We start from the raw sequence: 15,838 nt of genomic DNA on the forward strand, positions 1-15,838 counted from the left end.
CCGGTCAAGCGCTTCGATCAAGCGCAGTAATGCCGCCGCCAGCGCCCGCTCCACCTGGACGGGATCGTCGACATCGAACGGGTTCACCCGCGACAACACACTGAGCTGCCTGAGCGTCGGACTGGTTTCAAGCGCGGCGTCGGCCAGGGGCGGAGACAGACCGCCCCAATCCGATTGGATATCGGCGCTCATGGCTTGACCTCATCAACCAGTTTGCAGGCGGCCTGCACGCGCAGCCGCAGCGGTGCGCCTTCATCCAGCAGCGTTTCCTGCAGCAGTTTAACGGCCAGCTTGCGAACGGTGGCCGGGGTTTTATAGCCCTTTTGGCGGCCGGGTCCCGGTGCCGGCGGTGGGTTTTTCTTGATTACTGTTTGCATACTGTTTACCTGTTAATCCGAGTGATAGTCGCGCGGAATGCCGAGCCGTTCATAGCGGCCTTCGATGAATTCTTGATGCCGTCTCTGCGATGCTTCGATGGATTTCCGGCTGATTTCCCGCAGTTCCTCCCACGGGATCGGGCTGATATTCACCTCGACCGGTTCCAGGTGGACGGCCGGCTTGCCGTGGCTGCGATCGAGCAACTTATCGGCGGCTTGAATCCGGACCGCTGGCGGGGCTTCGCTATCGCGCATCGCCTCGACCAGCACCTGTACGGCTTCTTCGCTGTATTGCCCGGCATACTCCTTCAACGCCAAGGTCGATTTATTCTTGGCGCCCGGCTTGCGGCCGCTGCCCGGCCGTTTGCCGCCGCGCGTGGGTTTCGATGGTTTTCGCATGATTCAATCAGTGCGGTTTGCGCCACAGAAAGTCATCGACCTGTTCCTGCACCTGTCCAAACAGGAAGGCCAGCAGCGACTCGTCCACTTTCCATTGGTCCGGGCAGCGGTTGCACAGCCAAAAAATCTGGGCCTCGACGCTGGGCGGTACATGCCTGGTCAGTGTCTCGACTTGAAAAACGTTGCCGTTTTCGTCCTTCAGTTCCTTGGTTTCGGTGAAGTTGAAGCCTTCGGTCGCCAGCTTGTACAAAGCCTCGGCCACCTCGGCATCTTTCAGAATTGCTTCGCGTTGTTCTTGGGTCATTTCAATCTCTCAATTTGTTGCCATCCTCATCAATAAAGCCGCGCTCAATCAAAACTAACCGCTGCTGCTCACGGGCCTTGGTCATACGCTCAATCATGTCGGTTTCCAGCCGCTTCAGCATGTCCGGCGTCATACCGGCGGTGACGTTTTCTTCCACTACATGCTGAGTGGGTTTGCCGTAGCCTCGATCAAGCAATTCCCGGCAGGCGGCAACAATCGTATTGGCAGGCGTCTCTTGATCGCGGATAATCCGAATGAGGGCGTCCAAAACCTCTTGTCCGTGTTCGGCAGCGGCCTGTTTCAGCTCAAAGGTGGCTTTGTTCGGCGTGCCCTTTTTTCGTCCACTGCCCGGCCGCTTGCCGCCGCGCTGACCCGGTTTTTTGAGGGGGTTTGATTTCATGCCGATTTGATATTTTTCTCTATTTTTTCAAACGCAATAACCTGCTCAACGCTAAGCCGGACGCGTCTTTCGTCGATGTTTGATTTCAGTTCATCAAAGGCCTGTTTCGCCTGTTCATGCGCCGGGTGTTTCCAATCATTGACCGGATGGCGCGGACTTTCTAAGATGTCGCCCATCAACCGCTCGGCTTCGTTCAGCGTCCGCAGTTTTTCCAATTCGAATCCCAAGCCCATCGCGTCTTCGGCCGTCTCGGCCAACAGCCTGAGCAGCTTGGCACCGCCGCGCAGGTCGTCGAAGGCTCTGTTGTTCCGGCGTACCTGTTCGAGGCATTCGAAGTTTTCTTTCGAGCGGCGCAGCGTGCGGTCAATCGACTCTGACAGTTCGACTTGTTTGGCATGCAGCGTCTTAAACGCCTGGTCTTGCGCGTCTCGGACCTCTTGCCAGCGGTCTTCCAACCATTGGCCGACCTGCTGTTGCTGAGCGGCTACCGGATCGCGCTCCCAGTCATCAGAAACCCCAAACAGAAAGTCGACGGACACTTCGTACACATCGGCCGCCTTGGGGATCAGCCATAACGGCACTGAATTGGTATCAGTCGCCCCTTCGATCTTGGCCAGCTTGGACGAATTGGCATAGCCGAGTAATTTGGCGGCCTTTAGCTGCGAGAATCCGCAAAGCTCGCGTGCGACCTTCATCCGCTCGCCCAGGGTTTTGACCACCTGTTCATACTCGCTACGCCGGGACCTCATTTGCATGCAGGCACCGGATGACGAATCAGCGCACGGCGCGCCGCTTGGGCCTTTTCGTTGGCCCGCTTGATTCGATGCTGCAGCATGGACCCGGCCGGCAGCTTGTCGAAATCGGGGTTCATCCCCCTGAAGGTATTCAAGGCCTCGACAATGGCTTCGATCTCGTCCGGCAGCACGCCGACTGCCTTCGTCATCGCTTCCACCTGGCGTTCAAGCTGAAGTTGTCGGACCGCCCACCGGCTGAACAAGTTGGATTGCTGCTGATGAATCCAGGCACCGATCTCACGGCCCTGCTTGGTTTCTTCGGCCACCTCCCAATCATCGGAATAGCCGAACAGGTAATCGAGGCTCACGTCATACACCCGCGAAGCCTGCCGGACCCATTTCAGCGGCAGGCTCGGCACGTCGAAGCCGACTTCGAGCTTTTCGAGCAGCGGTTTGGGAATGCCTAGCCGGTCGGCAGCCTCGTAGACGGTGAGCTTGCAAAGCTCGCGCGCCTCGCGCATCCGGCCGCCGACGAGTTTAACGATTGCCACCTCGTTTTTGTCGACCATCGCTGCCTCGATTAAGCCGCGGCCTCCGCTATCGGATCATGGTCCGGGTACAGGGTGGTTTCGAGAAGAAGCGCCACATCGTACCGCGGGGCATCCGCCAAAAACTTCTGGATTGCCACCGCTTCGGCTTTCAAGCCGGCCACGACTGCCTGCGAGGCGTCAATTTCGCTTTGCGGAACCGGCGGGGCGATGTGATCAATCTGGGCCGCCGTGAAATTCTTTTTTTGCAGTTCGGCAACTTGAAAGTCTCGTGCCGAATGCTTGTGCTGCAGGGCTTTTTGTTCGCGTTCGATCAAGGAGGGAATCTCGGGCTGGCGTCTGGCTGCCCGGTTGATCAAATCGACCGGCCGGTTCTGATATTGGGCATTGCCGCAATCGATCACACGCTGGTGTTTCGCTTGGATCTGGTCGAGCAACGCCATGAATTCTTGGGTTTCCGCCCAAGCCGCCTCATCGTTGCCCAGTGCTTGCTTGTCAATGGACTTCAGGGCGCTGAATGCCGGGGTGATTTTGGCGATTGCGTGATGGGCGGCTTGGAATTCGAAGGGGGAAACGGATGTTTGCATGATGGCTATGCCTCAAAGTTAAGTTCGGGTATAGCCTAACCGCGATTAACCGGGTTTTTTGCGCCGTTTTCCGGCTTTTCGTTTGCCTTTTAGAAACACCTTTTAGGCGCGTTTTCTTGCTGGCGCACACAAGCGGGCCGAAACCCACGCCGGAACTGGCGTTGGCGGCTTTGACGGCATGCGGTAGTGTTTCTTATTGGGAAACAATGAAACCCCTAGCAGGATTCCGTGCCAACTCTTTGAAATACACGTCATCCGTGTATTACAGATCGGCACGATTCTTGATATAGGCGTTGTTTCCTAATAGTAGCTGATACCGTTTGCCCTCGATCTGGGCAAGCCCAGTGCGGGCGCGGGCTGCGGGCGTCGGCGCGGTGGCAGTCACGAAAACGCCAGGCACAAAAAAGCCCGGACGTGCCGGGCTGGGTGGTTCATCAGTGGTCTTCGGGGTCGGGTCGCGGCTCGATCAACTCCAGATTGATGCAAGCCGCATACAGACATTGCGCCGCTTCGCCGATCAGCGCCAGGGCTTTGAGCGTGCCCGGTCGTCATACGTACCTCGATGCGGCGGTGCCGAGCTGTTCGAACCGCTCTCGCCATTGCCGCGCCGTTTCTTGATGTCGTAAGCGGTCAGCGCCGCCGATACGGTGACATTCAGGCCGTGCTTCAGTTCGCCGGTGGTCTTGTCGGTCCACTCGGACGGCTTCAGGCTGCCGGCCACGCTCGCGGCGTCGCCTTTGGCAAGCTTGCCGATCCGCTCGGCCACGTCGGCAAAGGCAATGCCGGACACAATCACGGGTTCGCCGTCGCCGGTCGGAACCGATAACAGGAAACTGCAGTACGGCTTGCCGCTCGGCCCGGTCTTCAAGACGGGGTCGCGAAGCAGCTTGCCGGTAATCAGGGCGTCAATCATGGGGGTAGTCCTCGCCCTCTACGGGCTGAATATGGGTTGCGTCTGGGTATTGGGTTTGCATTTCCTCAAGGGTCTGTCTCGGCATCTGGCACAGGTAACACTGTCTGCCGTCCGGCCGGGTCGCCAGGAATTTGAAGAACCGGCCGTGGGCGTTGTGGGCGGCTTCGCTTGTGCTACGCTCGACACTGAGCCCAGTATGGGGCTTGGTGCTGGCGTTCCGCTCGATCGGTTGACCGCCGGGTGCTGCAACCCTTGCCGACATCGATGCCGGGTAGCCGCTGAAGTCTTCGCAGCGCCTCGGGATGTCGTCAACCGGTCGGAAGCGTTGCTGGATGCAATAGCCCGAACTGCTCAAATGACGGCGCTCGCGGCAGTGGTGCAACTCGCCAATTTCTGGCCGCAACTCGGGTGAAAATGAACGCAACTTTTCGCCCGTTTTTTCGTTGCAAAAGTTGCACTGTTTTTCGGCTACCGTTGCAGTGGCGTTGCGTTGGGCGTTGCGCTCCAAAACCGCGCCAGCCAAGGCTTTTAGGCTGTTCGTTGCGTTTGCCGTTGCGCTGTTTGTTGCGCCGGAATCGTCAAAAGTTGCGCGTTGCACCGCTATAGGGGTGCAACATGCAACTTTTTCGTTTTTTGGCGGGTTAATCATCAATATCGGCCCTCCGCGCTCGGGTGGAATTGGCGGGTTTTTTCGGCCGCTCGACAATCAAACCGTCCCCTTTTGCTTTCTGAATATGGCGGCAAACGCTCGACACTGAGCCCAGTATGGGGCTTGGTGCTGGCGTTCCGCTCGATCGGTTGACCGCCGGGTGCTGCAACCCTTGCCGACATCGATGCCGGGTAGCCGCTGAAGTCTTCGCAGCGCCTCGGGATGTCGTCAACCGGTCGGAAGCGTTGCTGGATGCAATAGCCCGAACTGCTCAAATGACGGCGCTCGCGGCAGTGGTGCAACTCGCCAATTTCTGGCCGCAACTCGGGTGAAAATGAACGCAACTTTTCGCCCGTTTTTTCGTTGCAAAAGTTGCACTGTTTTTCGGCTACCGTTGCAGTGGCGTTGCGTTGGGCGTTGCGCTCCAAAACCGCGCCAGCCAAGGCTTTTAGGCTGTTCGTTGCGTTTGCCGTTGCGCTGTTTGTTGCGCCGGAATCGTCAAAAGTTGCGCGTTGCACCGCTATAGGGGTGCAACATGCAACTTTTTCGTTTTTTGGCGGGTTAATCATCAATATCGGCCCTCCGCGCTCGGGTGGAATTGGCGGGTTTTTTCGGCCGCTCGACAATCAAACCGTCCCCTTTTGCTTTCTGAATATGGCGGCAAACGCTCGATTTATTGATGCCCAGTTCCACCGCAATGTCGCCCTGAGACAAGCCCAGGTTCGCCAGTTCGACGACCTGCTCAAACGTGGATTCGGTCGCGGTCTTCGTGGTCCATGCCTGCCGCCCGGATTCGTCCGCCTGTAACCACGCCTCGAACGGCTGCGCGTCCGATCCGGCCAAGTGCCGGGCCTTGGTGAAATTGACGATAAAGCGCGCGCCTTGCTCGGGGTTGTAATCGGCCGGCCGCTTGAGTTCGACGACCACATCCAGAATATCCTCCCGCTTCGAGGTGCCGCGCTGCTGGCCGTCCTTGCCCGCATGGTGAACGAAAATAACGCACTTGCCCGCGCTGCGCATCCTTAGCGCCCATTCAGAGAGTGTTACCCACGATTCAGCCTCGTTTTCGCGGCCGGAGCGGCACAAGCAGGACAGGTTATCGACGATGACGAGTTCCGCCGCTTGGCAAGCGCTATCGATTGCGTCCTGACCTTCGACCGTTGACAGGTCCGGCATGATGCCGCCTTGCAGGTCGATGGTGATAATTTGCAGAAACTCGGGATCAGGCGCGGTATTGGATGCCGCCACGATCGCGGCAAGCCGTGCCTGTAACGATTCTCCGGGCATTTCGCCGTCGATCAACAAGACCTTGTAGGGCCGCGCCGCCGTCCATCCCCAAAGCGACCCGCCAGACGCTGCGGCATAGGCAATGCCAAGGCTGGCGTGCGTCTTGCCGATGCCCCGGCGGGCAAAGATCATGTTCAGGCTGCCCAAGGTAAACACGGGCGCCAGAATCAATTCCCGAGTTGGAAACGTATGGGCCAGCAATGTTTCCAGGCTGACCGGCTCTATCGGCCGCTTTCGCGTGACGCTTGGCAAATTCGGCACATCAACCGCCATCCTGCCCGGCTCGATTACTTCGTAATTCATGCCGCCCCCTTGCGCCGGTCGATCCGCATCATGGGGCCGCGCTTCGGGGCATAGAGCACCAGCCCCGCGCCAGCCGCCAGCAACAGCCCGGCAAGCTTCGCAATGACCGCGACCGGCTCCAGGTCTCCGAAGCCGACAATCAGCACATCATGCCCAGCCGCTACGCTCCAGGCGTAGGCGGTCGGGTCGTCGCCGAACGGCAGCGCGACCTTGCAGCCAGGAAACCACGTTGGTGACTTTGCCCGTTCCCAGGCTCCGGAGCCGGTGCAAACAATCAAGTTTTGCCCGTTCAGATTAAGCTGTTTGCCGTAAGGCGGCGTTTTGATAAAATGGCGCTGCTCGGAATTATTTCGAAAGCCGCCAGCGCCGCCCCGCTCTGGTGGCTTTTTTGCGTTTGGGGTCATCGGCTTATAACTCCCCGCCGACAGTACGCGACTCCAGGAAGGCATCAAGCGCGGCTTTTCGGTACTTGACCAGACGGCCAACTTTGATGAAGGGGATGTTGTAGCGCTTTGTGCAGCGCCAAACTTCAAGCGTCGAGACGGTGACGCCGAGATATTCGGCGGCCTGTTGCGTGTTCAAAAGGTCTGTGTTGGGTTGCAGCATGTAATAAGCCTCCGTATGGCTCCACTAAACATGTTGCTATTTTTTATATTTTGGAGCTCCTGTAATTCCTACTCGGAAGATTTTTTTTCTTGCGAGTAGGAAAACATCATAAAAAGCTTTGTAGTCCACTGCGCCATTACCGCCGGCAGCCGCATCGGCCAAACCGATTAGCGCGTCGGACAGCATCCCTTTACCGTTAAGCGGAAAGCCCCTTTTGTCCAACAATTCCGCCAGTGCGTGCAGGTACTCGCGTCCTTTTTGGCGCAGCGTAAGCACGGCATTAACGTAACTTTCCGCCGATTGCTGGGTTTCGTCGTAAAGGCGGGCGTTTTCGATCAGCTCAAGCAACGTTAGCCGAAGCTGTATCCTTTCCGGGTATTCCACGCACAGACTCTCGCCATGTTCGTCGTGAATCCACTGCGTAACGCTCGGACCGCCGCCAGCATGGGCGGTCAGGCTATGGAATTCATCTAGCAGGCCGATCAACTTTTCAGATGTCGAGACTATTTGCGCAGCCTTGTCCTTGACCAAAGACCGGCGGCTTCGGATTTTTTCCCAATCCAGGTTAGCCATCCATAGGGCGTCAAAGACATGCGGCAGCCATTCACTGCCCACGTCATTCTCAAGCTTTATCCAAGCGTTCGCTTGCTGCATGGCAAGCAGCCTATCCATGGTGTCAAGAACGTGCTTTGTGAAGCCTTCCCGCCCACCTTCCCGGATTGTCGCGCCGTTCTGCTCGCGCCGCGTCCCTTCCATGAGCAGCTTGTAATGTGCCACCACGACGCTTGGAATACCGCCGCGCGCGACAGGTTTTTTCATTGTGTACACACTCCATCAAAGCGCAATCATCACGAAGGGATTAACCGGAAAGCGGGTGATGAATCCGCCTTGTCGGCCCGTCGGCCTATCCGGTTAATAAGGGTTACGCCTTGGCCGCCAGTTCCTTGTCCAGCGTCAGCAATGCCAGGCTATGCGCTTTAGCGGTCGCGGCAATAATCGCGTCGGGCAGCTTTAAGCGGTGTTGCCGTCTAATTTGAATCGTCAAATCCTCGATCATTGGCGTCAGGCTCAAATAGGTCATCCGCTCTAGCATATTGTGAATGGCGCGTTCTTCCTCGGGCGTAATGCCGGGAAAGCCCAGTAATTCCATTCGGGTTACGGCGCTGTACCCGCAATCGGTTATGTTGATTCCCTTGAGCGCATTGACGGCCGGCTCCCTGCCTTTCAACAGACCGATAACAACATTCGTATCCGGCAAATACTTAATCCCACTCATCGCGTATCGCCTTTTGAATTTCGAGCGGGTCGCCTTGAAATGAAGGGGAATTCGCCAATACGCCGGCAAAATCAGTTATCAGCTCGCCCTTGTCACGCATGACGTTTGCATGCTCTACCAAGGCTTTCTTAACCAATTGCACCGCGCCGATATGTTCCTGCTCGGCCAGTCGCGCCAAGAGTGTGGCGGTTTCGTCGTCTAACTCTAAAGTCATCATGCTTGTTTCCTTTTATTAATGGGAATGATCTCGCCCGATTCTTTCAAGCCGCCAGCCGCCAGCATTGCGCCGGTAGCTCGTTCGACCGACTCCCGGACCGGATCAAGGTCCAGCCGCGCATAAATGGCCGTGGTCGATGGCGACTTGTGGTTAAGACTCTTGCCGACAATCGCCAGGGATGCGCCGGTTTTAGCTTGCCAACTCCCCAGCGTGCGCCGCAAGTCGTGGATCCGTAGATTATCAATGCCCGCCCGATCCAGCACGCGCCGCCATGCCTTCTTGGGTTCGACGATATGCCCGGTTGCGCCGGTGCCGGGGAACACCCAAACTGCATGACAGCCTTGCCGATTACGCAGGATTTCCACGGCTTCCGGGGATAGGGTGACGGTCTGAGGCTCGCCGTTCTTAGTGGTCGGGATGCGCCATTCGGCCCGCGCCAGATTGATCTGGGTCCACTCCATTTCCAGAACATTGGAGCGCCGCGCTCCGGTCAGCAGCGCCATCAAAAAGTAATCGCGCAAGATGTCGTTCGGTTCCTCGGCCAGGGCCTTGAAAAACGCGGGCAGCTCGTCCGATTGCAGGAAGCGGTCGCGCTTGGTTTCGGGAAACTTCTTGATTCCGTGCGCCGGATTCGCGCCTTTGAACAACTTGCGCTCGGCGGCATAGCCGAACAGGCTCGACGCCATCGCAATCACGCGGTTCGCCGTCGTGGGGTGCTCCTTGCCGATCTCAGCGTGCAGTTTGCTGAAGTCGGTGTCCTTGAATTGCGACAGTTTGCGCTTGCCCCATTTTTCCAGGTACAAGCCGAAGTCGTAACGGTAGCTGCGCTTGGTTACTTCGGACAGGAACGCGCCGCGCTTATTGCGCCGATGCTTCAGGAATTCGTCAAACAGCTCTTGCAGGGTGGTCTCGGTCTTTAAGGCTCTGGCGTCGGTATTGGGGTTGATCTTCTGCGCGATTAACGCACTCAGCCGCGCCGCTTCCTTTCTGGCGTTCTCGATGGACATATCGGGGAACTTGCCGATAGTGACGCGCTCCGGTTTACCGTCTACGCGCTTTTGAATGAAGAACGTCTTCGTATTGCCTGAATGCCGAAGCTGTAACCCGGCTGCGTTCTTGTGGGTATCGTGATAAATGATCCGTTCGCCGGGTTTTGGCTCTCTCAGTGCTTCGAGTTTTGGCTTGGTGAAGTCGAAATGCGTTGTCATGGCTGCCTTTGCGTCGATTTCTGGTGCTACGCTGGTGCTACGCTCTTGGTCAAATTTCGGTAAATTTGGTGTAGCACCGTTAAGGCTATGATAGGCCGAACATATTGGCTTGTAAAGGTTTATTAAGGTTAAGCAATCAGTAGAAAATAGCGGGCTTTAGAATTCGTAATCAGTAGGTCGCGGGTTCGAATCCCGCCATTGGCTCCATAACAATAAGTTATCCAACAACCCAAGCCCTTATTTAGTTTTATTGTCGGTTGGTGCAGTTGCCGCGGCGTATCCATATCCCCTTGGGCGGATGCCCGTGCAACATGCTTCGTTCGTAAAAGTCGGCGTCTTTGCTGATAATCACAAAATCATTTTCTTTGGCATGGCGCCATACTTCATCATCGGAACCGCCACCCAAGCCGATCCACATGAACGGAACCGGGAAAAACGTCGCTTAATCCGGCCACCATCCTGAAGGACAGGTTTTCGTCAAAAAGCAGCCTCATCCCTTGATTACCCGCGTATGGCGTTCGCGGTCGGCCGCATACGCGAAACAAGCCCGAATGTCGTCGCAGGTCAAATAGTCGTAATCGTCCAGCACTTCCTCTTCGGTCATGCCGGCCGCAAAACAATCGAGGATGTCGTCAACGGTAATCCGTAAGCCACGGATGCAAGGCTTGCCACTGCGCTTTCCCGGTTCGATGGTGATAATGTCGTGATAGTCGATGCTCATTTTGCTTGTTTCCTTTGGGTCATGGAGATGATTTCGCCCGTCGCTTTCAAGCCGCCGGCCGCCAACATCGCGCCGATAACCCGTTCGACCGATTCCCGAACCGGATCGAGGTCCAGCCGGACATAGATGGCCGTCGTCAATGGCGATTTGGATTCAGGCGCTTACCAACAATCGCCAGAGAGGCGCCAGTTTGGCCTGCCACGATCCCAGCCGTACGGCGTAAGTCGTGGATCCGTAGGCTATCAAGCCCAGCCCGAGCCAGGACCCGCGCCCATGCCTTCTTCGGTTCGACGATGTGGCCGGTTGCACCGCTGCCGGGGAAAACCCAGATAGCATGATAGCCTTGCCGATTGCGTAGGATTTCGACGGCCTCCGGAGTCAGGGTGATATGACAGTCTGCGGTTCGCCGTTCTTGGTGGTCGGGATTCGCCATTCGGCCCGGTCCAGATTGATCTGGCTCCACGCCATTTCCAGAACATCGACCGCCGCACCCCGATCAGCAACGCCATCAGCAAAACGCCAAGGCTTCAAAATAACGGCGGATTGCCTGGCGGCGAATCCGCCCTACAACTCGGAAGTTTTTATCGCGATAGGTTCTTAAGCAATTCATTAATCTCTTTCAAATCGGCGATTTGTTGTTCCAACTGCTGAATGATCGCATCTTTATGCTCAATGATCAGATGCAGCTTTTCAACTTCAAACGCCAGTTCTTTCGATGAGCCGATAATATTACAACCGCTGCCATGATTACTCTAAACAACCACCGGCTAAAAGCCGGTGGGTTTGGGTTACGGACTGAAAGTCCGGGATACGCGTCGGCTTAACGATGCGTCTACGGTTCAACTTTAAATTCGGTAGCTGGATCCGACTCAAAATGATGCTCTAGTAGTGAGTTCCAGTAAAACAATTACAAATTAAGCCACCCCAAGGTCGAATTTATTCCAGCGGAATACGACAGGTGAAGCATTAAATTCGTCGATCCCTTTTAGGATTCGCGCCTTCAGTTCGTCGACCGATTTCACTCTCATGTGCCGCAAGAACGTTCTAGCCATTTTAGAGAATGCACACTCGGTCAGGTTGAGCCAAGAGCCGTGTTTTGGCGTATGCACATACTCAAAGCGCCCTGGTCGGCTTGCAAGATAGGCCAGGGTCTCTTTTGAAATGTGGGCCGAGTGATTGTCCAGAACTACCCGGATAACAGCCTCTGGCGGATAGTACTCATCGAATCGCTTGAGTAACGCAATAAACTCCCAACTACGATGCCGATCCTCTACATTAGCCATGATATGCCCCGAGTGTAGATCGATTCCAGCCAGCATTGACACGGTGCCGAGCCGACTATATTCATAGTCTCGCCCAATAGTAGGCCGCTTGCCCGGAACTGGCGGTCAATCGGGCGCCGTGAGGCCAATGGCCTGAACCCCCGGTTTTTCATCAATGCTAACCGTATAGATAGCATGGGGTTGTCCATGATGAGCGGCTCCGTCGGTGTAAATCGACACCTCCTGATAAACCAGCAGCACTTCCTGCATGTTACGATCAAATTCCGGATCCCTTTTCTCCAAGTCGTATCGTATCTTATGAGGCTTGATGTCGTTTTCGTTGAGGATACGCCATATAGTACTTTTACCCGCGTGCGCTAGACGGGAAAATCCCACCGTTTCGGCGCTTTGGGATACAAATTTTGCCAGACCGGAGAGAGTCCACAATTCTGCTGCCAAGTTATGTTCCGTAGGCTTTGTGCAAGCGATGCTTGCCACCTAAGCACGAGCTTCATCACTAATTTCCGGTTCGTGCGGACGGGGATACCTGTCCTTTAACCTCATCGGTGCGCCCGCAGCCAAGGCTTTATCGATGCATTTGTAGATCATGGGCCGACTGACGCCAAGCTGCCGATTGAGTTCGGTAATCGTGATGCCATCGGCATAACCTATCAAAACCTTGGCCCGCTCAACCTCCCTCATCGGCGCCGTTCGTGATCGGCAGAGCTCATTGAGCATTGCCTTTTGGTTTTCCGTCAATATCAGTGCTGCACGTTTCGTCTTTCCCGCCATCTTCTCCTCCGGCAATTAGGGGGATAAGTATCAGGGGTATTTTAGACCAATCTGTAAATTTATTGATGGAACGATCTAATAGAAAGCTTGACCTATGCCCAGTTCGTAAAGAAAGATCCCAGCTTGGCTCGACAAGGCACCGAGCTGAGCCGCCGCTTCAACACCAAGCTGATGGCGCTGGTCAACAGCCGGGATGAAAAAGGCCCGTATTCACCTATTAAGCGCAAAGGGCGATACTGTTTATCCGGGCACGGATAACGCCGATCCGTTGCGTTATTTCGGGCAGCGATTCGTGGATGCGGGATTGGGCGCCGATACGCCCGGAAATCCGGTATTGGAGCGCGCGATTAAAGCGGTAACCAAGAAAAAGCTACCCAACGCTGCCTTCGATGACGCCACTTTAAATATGCTGGATCAGAACATCAAACTGTTCAGCAAGAGTATTTGGATTAGAATTGCACAAGCCCTCAAGCTGGACGTTAAGTGTTGACTGAGCAGCCCCATAGGGTACGCTGTGCGTACCCTCAATGTCGCAAGGTACGCACAGCGTACCCTACAACCCGTAAGATACCGGGGCCGCACGGGATATTGATCCTGTCCGTAACGTTTGGAATCGCGCGCACACAAACAATGATTTTATGTTGGCGGTAGGTCTTCAATCGTGGGTAACGAGGTTATAAACCCCATCCCGCTCAGGGTTCGGACATTTGCAGGTATTTGGCGCGGTTCCGGTTGGCCAGCAGGATCTTCTGCTCGCGGATACGCTGCTCGATGCGTTGGGCCTCGCCGGTTTTCAGCGCCCGGCCCAGCGCCCGCGATACGGCGTTGATGCAGTCTTGTCTCATGGGTTATCTCCAAACCGCAAAAAGCAGGTAATCGCCGCCTGGGTGGCGGCATCGATGTTTTTCAGATCGGCGGCGTCCTGATCGACCTCGTCGAGCAACTGGCGCAGCGTGCCCGAGACCTCGTTGCCGTCGTCATCATAAAAGGAAAACGTCTCGTCGCCGCGGGCGTCCAGCAATTGCCGCGCGGCGGCGAGTTCGGAGGTGTCGTCCGGCCGCACTTCCGGCGCGTCGATGATGCGCGCCATAACCCCGCGCACGTCATCGCTCAGCCGCGCGCCGAGCGCCCCCTGCACGTCATTGTAAACCTGCTTCAACCAAGCCTTGAACTGCTCGAAGATCCCGCGCAAGGGTTCGCTGGGGGCTTTGCCTTCGGCCAGATACGTTTCAAAACCTTGGGCAAACTGTTCGTGATAAGGGCGCTGTTCGTCGATCGACATCCGCCGCCAGTCGTCGAACGATTTGACGCCAAACCAATCCATCAAGGCTTGCATGTCCCGGCGCACGCCTTCCGGCGCGACGCCGGCGTCGAGCATGCGGCCGTACAAATCCAGGAAGTAATGCCCGGATTCGTGCAGGAATGTCGAGGCGTCGGCTGCCTGGAATAAAGATACGGTACGGCTATCAGGATCGTAAAAACCTCTGCCGCTTTGCTCTAATGGGTTGAATCGCTCCGGCGCATTGTCTATAGTATCGGCATGCCCGCCATCGTTTCGGACGTTGAGGCCGTCGGCAGCGCGCTCAAGAACGCGCTGAGCATCGGTCGTGGCGGGATACTTCCGCATCGAGAGTGCCGCCAAATCCTTGCGTTTATTCCTAACGCTCTCGATATACAACAGCACGCCATCATCGAAAGCTTTCGCATAAGCTACCGTCGGTCTACCGTAAGAATCGAGAAGATCGGTTCTCAGCCCATCATAGCTTGAGACAATGTCGGGAATACGGGCAATGTCGGAATCGGTAATTGCAATTTGTCCTCTTGGGGTCTCAGTCGCTGAACTGCCGTGCTTCTTCTTGATATGGTTAATGCCAGACCGATCAATCGAATGTGAGAAATTCGCATAACGCGGAGCATCCGATGCGAGTTTTGGCCCAGCCTGACCGAACAGAATGGCCTGTGCGGAATCATCCCCGCGATATATGGCGGCCGCTCTGGCGCCATCGCCAATTTCCATATTGCTGGGTAGAAAGTCCGGCAATATTTGAGCAAACTGGCCATCGCCTCCCTCACGGGCGCCCGCCATGATCCGAGGGCCAAATTGCCGGTAAAACGCATGCGGACCCATGCTGGCATTTTTTGCCTGGGTCACCATGACTTGCTGCATCAACCGGGCAAAGGCTGATGTTTGATCCGCATCGCGAACGCCGGCGGCTTCGAGCTGACGCGCCACGTCGCGATAGATCAGCTCCCCGGTGGCGTCGGCCGCTTCTTGCCGCGCTCTCAAGTAAGGATCGACCGTTTCCCCCGGTGCGACGTTTTCCTCCTGCCGCGAGACATCCCGGGGTTCCTGTTGGGCCATGCGGTCCAATTCCCCAAACATCTCGCGGGCCACGGCATCATCGCCCGGCTGCTGTTCGCGCACGGGATCGGGAATGAACCGGTCCGCCTCCACCCGCGCCGCGACCTCTTCGCCGTTATCGAGCGCATTCAAGGCGGAGCGCATCGCGTTTTGGTGCGCCTGCGCGGCGAGCGCGTCTTTCGGCAGTCCGGGCGCCTGGTTGTCGAGGTTGCGCTGCGCGTTCAGCGTCAGCGCCGCATCGACATCGGACGGTTTCGCCTGGAGGTGCGCCAGCCCGCCGAAGCCTGCTCCCATAATCAGGTCCGTCAGCGCATAGGTCGGGTCGAATGCCCGCCATTGCGCGGCTTCTTCGTGGTAGCCGGCAGCCTCCAAGGCTTGGCCGCGCAAGGCGCGATCGGCGGCGCCCAGCCAGAGATTGCCGGCCGCGCCGGAGGCGATCCGCTGCGCCAGCGGCGATAACGGGATGGACTCCAGCACCGGCGCGGCGGCGGGCATCGCGGCGCCCAGGCCGACCCCGGCGGCGTGAATCGCGCCGAGCGCGGCCGCCGTGCCGAGCGGCTTGCCTTCGTCGATCCGGCCGGCCGTTTCCGCCACCCCTTCCAGCACGCCGGCGCCGACCGGTCCGAGCGCCATGACTTCCGGCAGAATAGTGGCGAAGCCGTGCGCGATTTGTCCTGCCGCGCCGACCGTGTAGGGATTGGGAACGGCATCCCGGCGCCGCTGGACGGCCGGTTCGACGACATTGCCCATCCACAAATCCGAAAACGTATCGCCGGAGTCGAGTAGCCTGTCGAGCGTGCGCGGCACATGGGAGAGCGCCAGGCCGCCAAGCGCGTGGGGCGGAGCCGGCACGACTCTACATGGATGCGGGAGGAAGCAATCCTCCATCACAT

At 57.0% G+C, this 15,838-nt stretch carries 22 protein-coding genes and 2 pseudogenes; 1 reads left to right on the plus strand and 23 read right to left on the minus strand.

The window, feature by feature from the left end:
• Window positions 1-188: 188 nt before the first annotated feature.
• The 21 genes and pseudogenes from CC94_RS0101220 to CC94_RS21085 all read right to left on the minus strand — a co-directional run bounded on the left by CC94_RS0101220 (window position 189) and on the right by CC94_RS21085 (window position 12,583).
• Entirely contained in the window at window positions 189-377 is a 189-nt protein-coding gene (locus tag CC94_RS0101220; protein ID WP_005373240.1) for a hypothetical protein, read from the minus strand.
• A 12-nt stretch (window positions 378-389) separates the two neighbouring features.
• Entirely contained in the window at window positions 390-776 is a 387-nt protein-coding gene (locus tag CC94_RS0101225) for a hypothetical protein (RefSeq protein WP_005373241.1), read from the minus strand.
• A gap of 7 nt (window positions 777-783) precedes the next feature.
• A complete protein-coding gene (locus CC94_RS22105) occupies window positions 784-1,080 on the minus strand; it encodes a hypothetical protein (RefSeq protein WP_005373243.1) in 297 nt (98 codons plus the stop codon).
• Between the two features lies 1 nt (window position 1,081).
• A complete protein-coding gene (locus CC94_RS22110; protein ID WP_005373244.1) occupies window positions 1,082-1,480 on the minus strand; it encodes a hypothetical protein in 399 nt (132 codons plus the stop codon).
• Window positions 1,477-2,235, minus strand: a complete 759-nt coding sequence (locus tag CC94_RS0101240; protein ID WP_031429543.1) for a helix-turn-helix domain-containing protein — start codon at window positions 2,233-2,235, stop codon at window positions 1,477-1,479. Before CC94_RS0101240 ends, CC94_RS22110 begins: the two co-directional genes overlap by 4 nt.
• Window positions 2,226-2,783 carry a helix-turn-helix domain-containing protein gene (locus tag CC94_RS0101245; RefSeq protein WP_005373248.1) on the minus strand — a complete coding sequence of 186 codons (558 nt, stop codon included), beginning with the start codon at window positions 2,781-2,783 and terminating at the stop codon, window positions 2,226-2,228. Before CC94_RS0101245 ends, CC94_RS0101240 begins: the two co-directional genes overlap by 10 nt.
• A gap of 11 nt (window positions 2,784-2,794) precedes the next feature.
• Window positions 2,795-3,349, minus strand: a complete 555-nt coding sequence (locus CC94_RS0101250; RefSeq protein WP_005373250.1) for a hypothetical protein — start codon at window positions 3,347-3,349, stop codon at window positions 2,795-2,797.
• Between the two features lie 517 nt (window positions 3,350-3,866).
• On the minus strand, window positions 3,867-4,262 hold the full coding sequence (locus tag CC94_RS0101255) for a single-stranded DNA-binding protein (protein ID WP_005373252.1): 396 nt from the start codon (window positions 4,260-4,262) through the stop codon (window positions 3,867-3,869).
• Window positions 4,255-4,914, minus strand: a complete 660-nt coding sequence (locus CC94_RS0101260; protein WP_157203347.1) for a hypothetical protein — start codon at window positions 4,912-4,914, stop codon at window positions 4,255-4,257. The genes CC94_RS0101255 and CC94_RS0101260 overlap by 8 nt, the downstream gene beginning before the upstream one ends.
• Window positions 4,911-5,483, minus strand: coding sequence for a hypothetical protein (locus tag CC94_RS23515; protein WP_157203348.1), 573 nt, complete (start codon window positions 5,481-5,483; stop codon window positions 4,911-4,913). Before CC94_RS23515 ends, CC94_RS0101260 begins: the two co-directional genes overlap by 4 nt.
• Window positions 5,473-6,501, minus strand: coding sequence for an AAA family ATPase (locus CC94_RS0101265; RefSeq protein WP_005373255.1), 1,029 nt, complete (start codon window positions 6,499-6,501; stop codon window positions 5,473-5,475). Before CC94_RS0101265 ends, CC94_RS23515 begins: the two co-directional genes overlap by 11 nt.
• A complete protein-coding gene (locus CC94_RS0101270; protein WP_005373257.1) occupies window positions 6,498-6,905 on the minus strand; it encodes a hypothetical protein in 408 nt (135 codons plus the stop codon). The genes CC94_RS0101265 and CC94_RS0101270 overlap by 4 nt, the downstream gene beginning before the upstream one ends.
• 4 nt (window positions 6,906-6,909) lie before the next feature.
• On the minus strand, window positions 6,910-7,107 hold the full coding sequence (locus tag CC94_RS0101275) for a helix-turn-helix domain-containing protein (RefSeq protein ID WP_005373260.1): 198 nt from the start codon (window positions 7,105-7,107) through the stop codon (window positions 6,910-6,912).
• A 36-nt stretch (window positions 7,108-7,143) separates the two neighbouring features.
• Window positions 7,144-7,926 carry a hypothetical protein gene (locus CC94_RS0101280; protein ID WP_031429547.1) on the minus strand — a complete coding sequence of 261 codons (783 nt, stop codon included), beginning with the start codon at window positions 7,924-7,926 and terminating at the stop codon, window positions 7,144-7,146.
• Window positions 7,927-8,029: 103 nt separating this feature from the next.
• Entirely contained in the window at window positions 8,030-8,383 is a 354-nt protein-coding gene (locus CC94_RS0101285) for a type II toxin-antitoxin system VapC family toxin (RefSeq protein WP_005373263.1), read from the minus strand.
• A complete protein-coding gene (locus tag CC94_RS0101290) occupies window positions 8,370-8,597 on the minus strand; it encodes a hypothetical protein (protein WP_245549380.1) in 228 nt (75 codons plus the stop codon). The genes CC94_RS0101285 and CC94_RS0101290 overlap by 14 nt, the downstream gene beginning before the upstream one ends.
• Complete coding sequence (locus CC94_RS0101295) at window positions 8,597-9,808, minus strand: tyrosine-type recombinase/integrase (RefSeq protein ID WP_005373268.1); 1,212 nt, start codon at window positions 9,806-9,808, stop codon at window positions 8,597-8,599. The genes CC94_RS0101290 and CC94_RS0101295 overlap by 1 nt, the downstream gene beginning before the upstream one ends.
• A 247-nt stretch (window positions 9,809-10,055) precedes the next feature.
• Window positions 10,056-10,302, minus strand: a pseudogene (locus CC94_RS21075) (DUF5615 family PIN-like protein).
• On the minus strand, window positions 10,299-10,529 hold the full coding sequence (locus tag CC94_RS0101305) for a DUF433 domain-containing protein (protein ID WP_005373269.1): 231 nt from the start codon (window positions 10,527-10,529) through the stop codon (window positions 10,299-10,301). The pseudogene CC94_RS21075 and the gene CC94_RS0101305 overlap by 4 nt, the downstream one beginning before the upstream one ends.
• The gene (locus CC94_RS24475; protein WP_245549382.1) at window positions 10,526-10,669 is read right to left on the minus strand and encodes a hypothetical protein; all 144 of its coding nucleotides are present in this window, start codon (window positions 10,667-10,669) and stop codon (window positions 10,526-10,528) included. Before CC94_RS24475 ends, CC94_RS0101305 begins: the two co-directional genes overlap by 4 nt.
• Before the next feature lie 774 nt (window positions 10,670-11,443).
• Window positions 11,444-12,583, minus strand: a pseudogene (locus tag CC94_RS21085) (IS630 family transposase).
• A gap of 193 nt (window positions 12,584-12,776) precedes the next feature.
• On the opposite strand from CC94_RS21085, the gene CC94_RS0101325 reads away from it, so the two are divergent.
• Window positions 12,777-13,073, plus strand: a complete 297-nt coding sequence (locus CC94_RS0101325) for a hypothetical protein (protein WP_005373274.1) — start codon at window positions 12,777-12,779, stop codon at window positions 13,071-13,073.
• 202 nt (window positions 13,074-13,275) lie between these two features.
• Here CC94_RS0101325 and CC94_RS23520 read toward each other — a convergent pair whose 3' ends face one another.
• Both CC94_RS23520 and CC94_RS22115 read right to left on the minus strand, forming a co-directional pair.
• The gene (locus CC94_RS23520; RefSeq protein ID WP_005373276.1) at window positions 13,276-13,428 is read right to left on the minus strand and encodes a hypothetical protein; all 153 of its coding nucleotides are present in this window, start codon (window positions 13,426-13,428) and stop codon (window positions 13,276-13,278) included.
• Window positions 13,425-15,797 (minus strand): PBECR3 domain-containing polyvalent protein, encoded by a 2,373-nt coding sequence (locus CC94_RS22115; RefSeq protein WP_157203349.1) that lies wholly within the window; start codon window positions 15,795-15,797, stop codon window positions 13,425-13,427. Before CC94_RS22115 ends, CC94_RS23520 begins: the two co-directional genes overlap by 4 nt.
• Between the last annotated feature and the right edge of the window lie 41 nt (window positions 15,798-15,838).

It is taken from the genome of Methylomicrobium agile, assembly GCF_000733855.1.
Lineage (GTDB): Bacteria > Pseudomonadota > Gammaproteobacteria > Methylococcales > Methylomonadaceae > Methylomicrobium > Methylomicrobium agile.

Excerpts from the sequence above, each read along its gene's own strand:
- CC94_RS0101250 (WP_005373250.1), bottom strand. The coding sequence starts at position 3,349 with ATGCAAACATCCGTTTCCCCCTTCGAATTCCAAGCCGCCCATCACGCA.
- CC94_RS22105 (WP_005373243.1), bottom strand. The coding sequence starts at position 1,080 with ATGACCCAAGAACAACGCGAAGCAATTCTGAAAGATGCCGAGGTGGCC.
- CC94_RS0101245 (WP_005373248.1), bottom strand. The coding sequence starts at position 2,783 with ATGGTCGACAAAAACGAGGTGGCAATCGTTAAACTCGTCGGCGGCCGG.
- CC94_RS0101285 (WP_005373263.1), bottom strand. The coding sequence starts at position 8,383 with ATGAGTGGGATTAAGTATTTGCCGGATACGAATGTTGTTATCGGTCTG.
- CC94_RS22110 (WP_005373244.1), bottom strand. The coding sequence starts at position 1,480 with ATGAAATCAAACCCCCTCAAAAAACCGGGTCAGCGCGGCGGCAAGCGG.
- CC94_RS0101280 (WP_031429547.1), bottom strand. The coding sequence starts at position 7,926 with ATGAAAAAACCTGTCGCGCGCGGCGGTATTCCAAGCGTCGTGGTGGCA.
- CC94_RS0101295 (WP_005373268.1), bottom strand. The coding sequence starts at position 9,808 with ATGACAACGCATTTCGACTTCACCAAGCCAAAACTCGAAGCACTGAGA.
- CC94_RS0101240 (WP_031429543.1), bottom strand. The coding sequence starts at position 2,235 with ATGCAAATGAGGTCCCGGCGTAGCGAGTATGAACAGGTGGTCAAAACC.
- CC94_RS0101225 (WP_005373241.1), bottom strand. The coding sequence starts at position 776 with ATGCGAAAACCATCGAAACCCACGCGCGGCGGCAAACGGCCGGGCAGC.
- CC94_RS0101290 (WP_245549380.1), bottom strand. The coding sequence starts at position 8,597 with ATGACTTTAGAGTTAGACGACGAAACCGCCACACTCTTGGCGCGACTG.
- CC94_RS0101270 (WP_005373257.1), bottom strand. The coding sequence starts at position 6,905 with ATGACCCCAAACGCAAAAAAGCCACCAGAGCGGGGCGGCGCTGGCGGC.
- CC94_RS0101265 (WP_005373255.1), bottom strand. The coding sequence starts at position 6,501 with ATGAATTACGAAGTAATCGAGCCGGGCAGGATGGCGGTTGATGTGCCG.
- CC94_RS0101275 (WP_005373260.1), bottom strand. The coding sequence starts at position 7,107 with ATGCTGCAACCCAACACAGACCTTTTGAACACGCAACAGGCCGCCGAA.
- CC94_RS0101305 (WP_005373269.1), bottom strand. The coding sequence starts at position 10,529 with ATGAGCATCGACTATCACGACATTATCACCATCGAACCGGGAAAGCGC.
- CC94_RS0101220 (WP_005373240.1), bottom strand. The coding sequence starts at position 377 with ATGCAAACAGTAATCAAGAAAAACCCACCGCCGGCACCGGGACCCGGC.
- CC94_RS0101325 (WP_005373274.1), top strand. The coding sequence starts at position 12,777 with ATGAAAAAGGCCCGTATTCACCTATTAAGCGCAAAGGGCGATACTGTT.
- CC94_RS0101255 (WP_005373252.1), bottom strand. The coding sequence starts at position 4,262 with ATGATTGACGCCCTGATTACCGGCAAGCTGCTTCGCGACCCCGTCTTG.
- CC94_RS23520 (WP_005373276.1), bottom strand. The coding sequence starts at position 13,428 with ATGAGACAAGACTGCATCAACGCCGTATCGCGGGCGCTGGGCCGGGCG.